Annotated in this window: 4 protein-coding genes; 3 read left to right on the top strand and 1 reads right to left on the bottom strand. The window is 65.3% G+C overall.

Features of this window, described 5'->3' with window-relative positions; genetic code table 11:
• The 3 genes from ABZX30_RS37730 to ABZX30_RS37720 form a co-directional block, all read left to right on the top strand.
• On the top strand, nucleotides 1-2,053 hold a 2,053-nt coding region (locus ABZX30_RS37730; RefSeq protein ID WP_355942859.1), incomplete at its 5' end, for an NACHT domain-containing protein.
• A gap of 491 nt (nucleotides 2,054-2,544) precedes the next feature.
• Nucleotides 2,545-3,228 (top strand): hypothetical protein, encoded by a 684-nt coding sequence (locus tag ABZX30_RS37725; protein ID WP_355942856.1) that lies wholly within the window; start codon nucleotides 2,545-2,547, stop codon nucleotides 3,226-3,228.
• A gap of 84 nt (nucleotides 3,229-3,312) precedes the next feature.
• The gene (locus tag ABZX30_RS37720) at nucleotides 3,313-3,537 is read left to right on the top strand and encodes a hypothetical protein (RefSeq protein WP_355942853.1); all 225 of its coding nucleotides are present in this window, start codon (nucleotides 3,313-3,315) and stop codon (nucleotides 3,535-3,537) included.
• 173 nt (nucleotides 3,538-3,710) lie between these two features.
• Here ABZX30_RS37720 and ABZX30_RS37715 read toward each other — a convergent pair whose 3' ends face one another.
• The gene (locus ABZX30_RS37715; RefSeq protein WP_355942850.1) at nucleotides 3,711-4,451 is read right to left on the bottom strand and encodes a VOC family protein; all 741 of its coding nucleotides are present in this window, start codon (nucleotides 4,449-4,451) and stop codon (nucleotides 3,711-3,713) included.
• Between the last annotated feature and the right edge of the window lie 240 nt (nucleotides 4,452-4,691).

Below are 4,691 nucleotides of genomic sequence, written 5' to 3'. Positions count from 1 at the left end.
ATCCGCCGCTACATCATCTGGCGGAACCGCCACGCCGACGACCGGCGCCTACGCGCGGTCGTCGACAGGGCAAACATTGCCTGATGCGGCACTAGTGGGTGCGGTGGCCGCGGCTCCGGTGGCCGCTTCGGTGGTGTACGCACTCCGGCAGGCGTGGCACGGGGGGCTGGGGCCGGCGGATTTGGTGACGGTGTTGGGGTTCCCGCTTGCCGTGGCTGGCGTCGTGGGGATGCTGGCCGGGTTCCGGAAGTCCCCGGAGGGTGTGGAGGCGGATCTGGCGCTGGGACAGGCGCGGTCGCTGGCCCGGCTGGTGGCCGAGAGCGAGGGCCGGGTCCTGACGCAGTTGCTGGGCAGGGACACCGCGCGGATCAACCTGCGCTACGACCTGGTGCCGAATTCGGTACGGGCGGCGAGCGCACCAGCGGCAGGTTTGGGGATCGCGGACCCGGGAGTGGGTTTGCCAGACGTCTCGGACTACTATCGCGCCACCCATCCGGCCCGGCTGGTCATCACCGGCGCCCCAGGGGCAGGCAAGACCGTGCTCGCCCTGCAACTGCTGCTCGACCTGGTTGCGAATCGCCAGGATGCCGACCCGGTGCCGGTACGGGTCCCGCTGGCTCAATGGGACACCGAAGTCCCCTTGCGCGAGGTTCTGGCGCAGCGGCTGGTCGAGACCTTCAACCTCACCACAGCGGTCGCGGCCAACCTCGTCGCGCACGGACTCGTGCTGCCGGTGCTGGACGGCCTGGACGAGATGGATCCCACCCTCCCCGACGGTCAGCCGGACCCGGCCGCTCCCCGCGCGCGTGTAGCCCTGGAGCAGCTCAGCGCCTACCAGGACTCCGGCAGGTCAGCACCGCTGGTGCTGACCTGCCGGACCGCACACTACGACGCGCTGACGACGGCGGATCTCCTGCTGGACGCGGCCCGGATCGCCATCGCCCCCGTCGGCAGCAGCCCCGCCGCCTCCTACCTGGCTGCCCGGGCCCGCGATCTGCCACGCTGGCAGCCCCTGCTTGATCATCTGACCGCCCACCCGGGGTCGGTGCACGCCATGGTGCTGTCGACGCCGTGGCGGCTGTGTCTGACCGCCACCGTCTACCACCGCACCGGCGATCCCACCGAACTGCTCGCCCACTCCGGGGCCGTAGACCTCGTGGATCACCTCCTGGCCCAGTACATCACCGCGGCCGCCGACTCCAACCCTCACGGCTACACCCCCCGGCAGATCCACCACTGGCTCCACCAACTCGCCGCCTACCTCGCCCCCACCCCCGGGACCCCGAACCGTACCGACATTGCCCTCGACCACTTGTGGCCCATGGGCGGACCAGCACGCGTCCGGACCGCCGACGCCGTACTGACCAGCCTGGCCTTTCTCCTTCCCCTCTCACTGCTCATCCGGCCCTCTGACTCCTTGACCAACTTTTCCGTCGTTGGAACCCTGCCTCTCCTGCTCGGTATCAGCCACGGCTGGATGAAGGAGCCGGCCGCAGGGCGTCTCGACCTCCACCCACTAGCGACCCCCGCCGGGCGTGGTCGATTGGCGCAGGGACTGGCGGGTGGGCTTCTGGCCGCGCTGGGGGCTGGGCTGGTGGCCGGGCTGCAGTCCGGGCTTGTGGTCGGGCTGGCGATCTGCCTGGTGATTGGAGTGCCGTTCGGGCTGACGGCAGATCTGAGCTCAGCGGCCAAGCCGGGAACCATCATCGGAGAAGACGCACGACGCGCCCTGACGCTCGGACTGGCAGTCGGCCTAGGAGTCGGGCTGGGGGGCGGGCTGTGGCGCGGAGTCGCGGTGGGACTGTGGGCCGGGCTGTGGGCCGGGCTTGTGGTCGGACTGGGGGTCGGGGCGCCTGGCGCGAGTCCCAGCTGCGCCGCGTGGCGTTACGTGGCATTCCTTCTGTGCGCACGGAAGAGAGTTCCGTTCCGGCTGGCCCGGTTCTTGGACTGGAGCTGCGACGCAGGACTTATGCGGTTTTCCGGTCCGGCCTACCAATTCCGGCACCGTGAGCTGCAACTGTGGCTGGCCGCCCACCCCCACCCGGCCGCCTGACAGGCCAACCGCTGGCCGGCCCCTCCAGCGAACCAACCCTCATCACGAATATCCCCCACTCGGCGATCACACTGCACTCGACACTGAAAGCTCAGCCCGCCAGGCGTCACGCTCACTCGCCAACTGAAGCGCTCAGTCACATTGAGCCGAAGCACGATAAGTGTCACCGTCGCGGTCAACTGACGTGGGTGTTGAACGGGGCACAAGGCAGGATGGTTGTCACCAGCGAGGCAGCCCTGTTGTCACCGATGCCGAGTTTGCAGGCTTCTTGTCACTGCCTTCGGTCGCCCGTGGGCAATTCGATCTGCGCTGGCGCACCGCAGTTGCCCTTGCTTGAGCTTCCACACCCGGGGTGAACCAGTACCGGCCGTTCCGCCCGTGCAGACCGCGCCGTGGTGGCGGACAGGCAATCGGCGACGGCGTCATGACTCTGGGCAAGCTCTAAGCTCTGTGCAAAAATCAAGGCGCAATCAGGTTGCGCTAGGGGGGGCATGCCAAGCATTACAGACGTAGAATCAGTCAAATCTGCAATAATCGTCTACCTGTTCGGGGCGACAATCGCGGCAATTTATACCGCTTATACCGCCATCATGGGATGGATTGGTTTCGGCAAGCAGGCCGTGCGATTTGCGAACTGGGTCTCGATTACGGTCATTGACGTTCGCAACACCGCACGCTCAATGACGCGCATTGGTCGCGTTGCCGCATTTGCGATGTCTTTCGTTATCGGCGTAATCATCGCGGCATGGCTTTTTGTCATCAAAGTCACCGCCGACGGACTGGTTAATTATTTTCACGAAGACGGGCCTCGACCCAAGGGCGCCATCGGCCCCTCTACCGCTACGTGGCACGGCATCGCCAATGTCTATTTCACAGCGGCCGTCATAGTCGTCATTATCTACATTTTTGTGGCACACGAGGCTTCGCCGTATGGCCCTTCCATATTACTGGCCATACCGACGCTGGCATGGGCTATTCCGGGGATACTCAAATTTATTTTCTTCGACGTCATGATCGGCTTCTTCGAGTGGCTAGACGGCAGATACCACGAACATTTCTGGGCCGATCTCGCCTTTGGCTTGAGCCCCGTCGCCGTCAGTCTCATCACTTTTGGTGCTCTTGCCAGCGCCCAAAACCTTGGTAATCTGTGGATGAGTCGCCGCAGCATGGTGTAATGGGCCCGTAGCACGGAGAAAGAGGCGGTCTTTAAAAAAGGGATCCCGACTCCCGCCCACCGGCATCTGTTACTGCACCGAAAATTGCTTGCGTTCCTGCCGAAGGCCCTGGCCGAGCGCCAGCAGCGCATGATCACCAAGCTGTCGGTCTCAGGACACCCGACGACCATCCTCCCTACTACCGAGCACCAAACTGCTGCTGCACTGCAAAGCGGCCGAAAGCGGTCGGCAACGGCCGATGACTTCGCCAGTGACAGCAAGCATGCCTATGTGACAACTATCGTGCTTCGGCTCACACATCCGGTGTGACTGAGAGCTTCAGTTGGCGAGTTGAGCGTTATGGTCGGTGAGCAAGCCGATCTCGCCCCGACACACAAGCTCTCGCCGCCCGGATTGACCGGGACGCTACAGTCCGGCCCGCCCGGGGTGGTGGCGCATGAGTAGACGAGGTGTGCGTGTCGGGGTGTGGTCAAGGCTCCGCGTCAGGACCGGGCGAGGACGCAGAACTCGTGACCCTCCGGGTCGGTAAGACACGTCCACGGGACATCGCCCTGGCCGACGTCGAGGTCGGCGGCGCCGAGGGCCCGCAGCCGGGCGACCTCGGCTGCTTTGTTGTCACCAGGGTCCGGCACCAGGTCAAGATGGACGCGGTCCGGCACAGTCTTCACGTCGGGTGAGCGGAGGAACTCAAGATACGGGCCGACCATCTTGGCCGAGCGCCACACCGCATGGTCGTCCGTCACTTCGTGCAGGGTCCAGTCCATCGCCTCGTCCCAGAACCGGGCCATGGCCCGCGGATCCGTGCAGTCGACCACCACCCGGGCGATCGGCCCGGTGTCACGGTACATCTCCCGAGGCTCCAGCACGCAGAACTCGTTGCCCTCCGGGTCGGCGAGGACCGTCCACGGCACGTCACCCTGGCCCACGTGGGCGGGCGTCGCGCCGAGAGCTTTAAGGCGCGCGACCAACTCCGTTTGATGGGCCGCAGAGGTGGTGGCGAGATCGACGTGCACACGGTTCTTTGTTGCCGTCTTGGGTTCCGGGACGGCAATGACGTCGATGCATACGCCGACCGGGTCCAGCCAATCGAAGCCGACGGGTTTGGCGGCGGTCGCGCCCGATCCCTCGCCGGTAACACTCCAGCCGAGCGCCTCCGCCCAGAACCGGCCGACCGCCGAGTCATCAAGAGCCTTTATGTTCACCAGGACAGGTCGCAGTGTCATGCCCGCGATCCTATGCACCCGCTCTGCAACGGCATCCGCAGATACCGACGCCGGACAGAGATCAACTCCCTCACCAGCCGCAATGCTCAGCTCGCCAACCAGAGCGCTCAGCCCGCCAGGCCGACTGCTTACTCGCCACGTCACACAGGGCTTGCGCAAGTTCCCGGGATCGCCCAACTGGCGTCAGAGTGTCGCTGGTTGGGGTGGATGACAGAGCGGACACGGGATCCGTGATCATTC

This window comes from Streptomyces sp. NPDC004542, assembly GCF_040610035.1.
Lineage (GTDB): Bacteria > Actinomycetota > Actinomycetes > Streptomycetales > Streptomycetaceae > Streptomyces.
The sequence above is the reverse complement of the archived record's forward strand: the minus strand, read 5'-3'. Positions and strand labels throughout refer to the sequence as shown.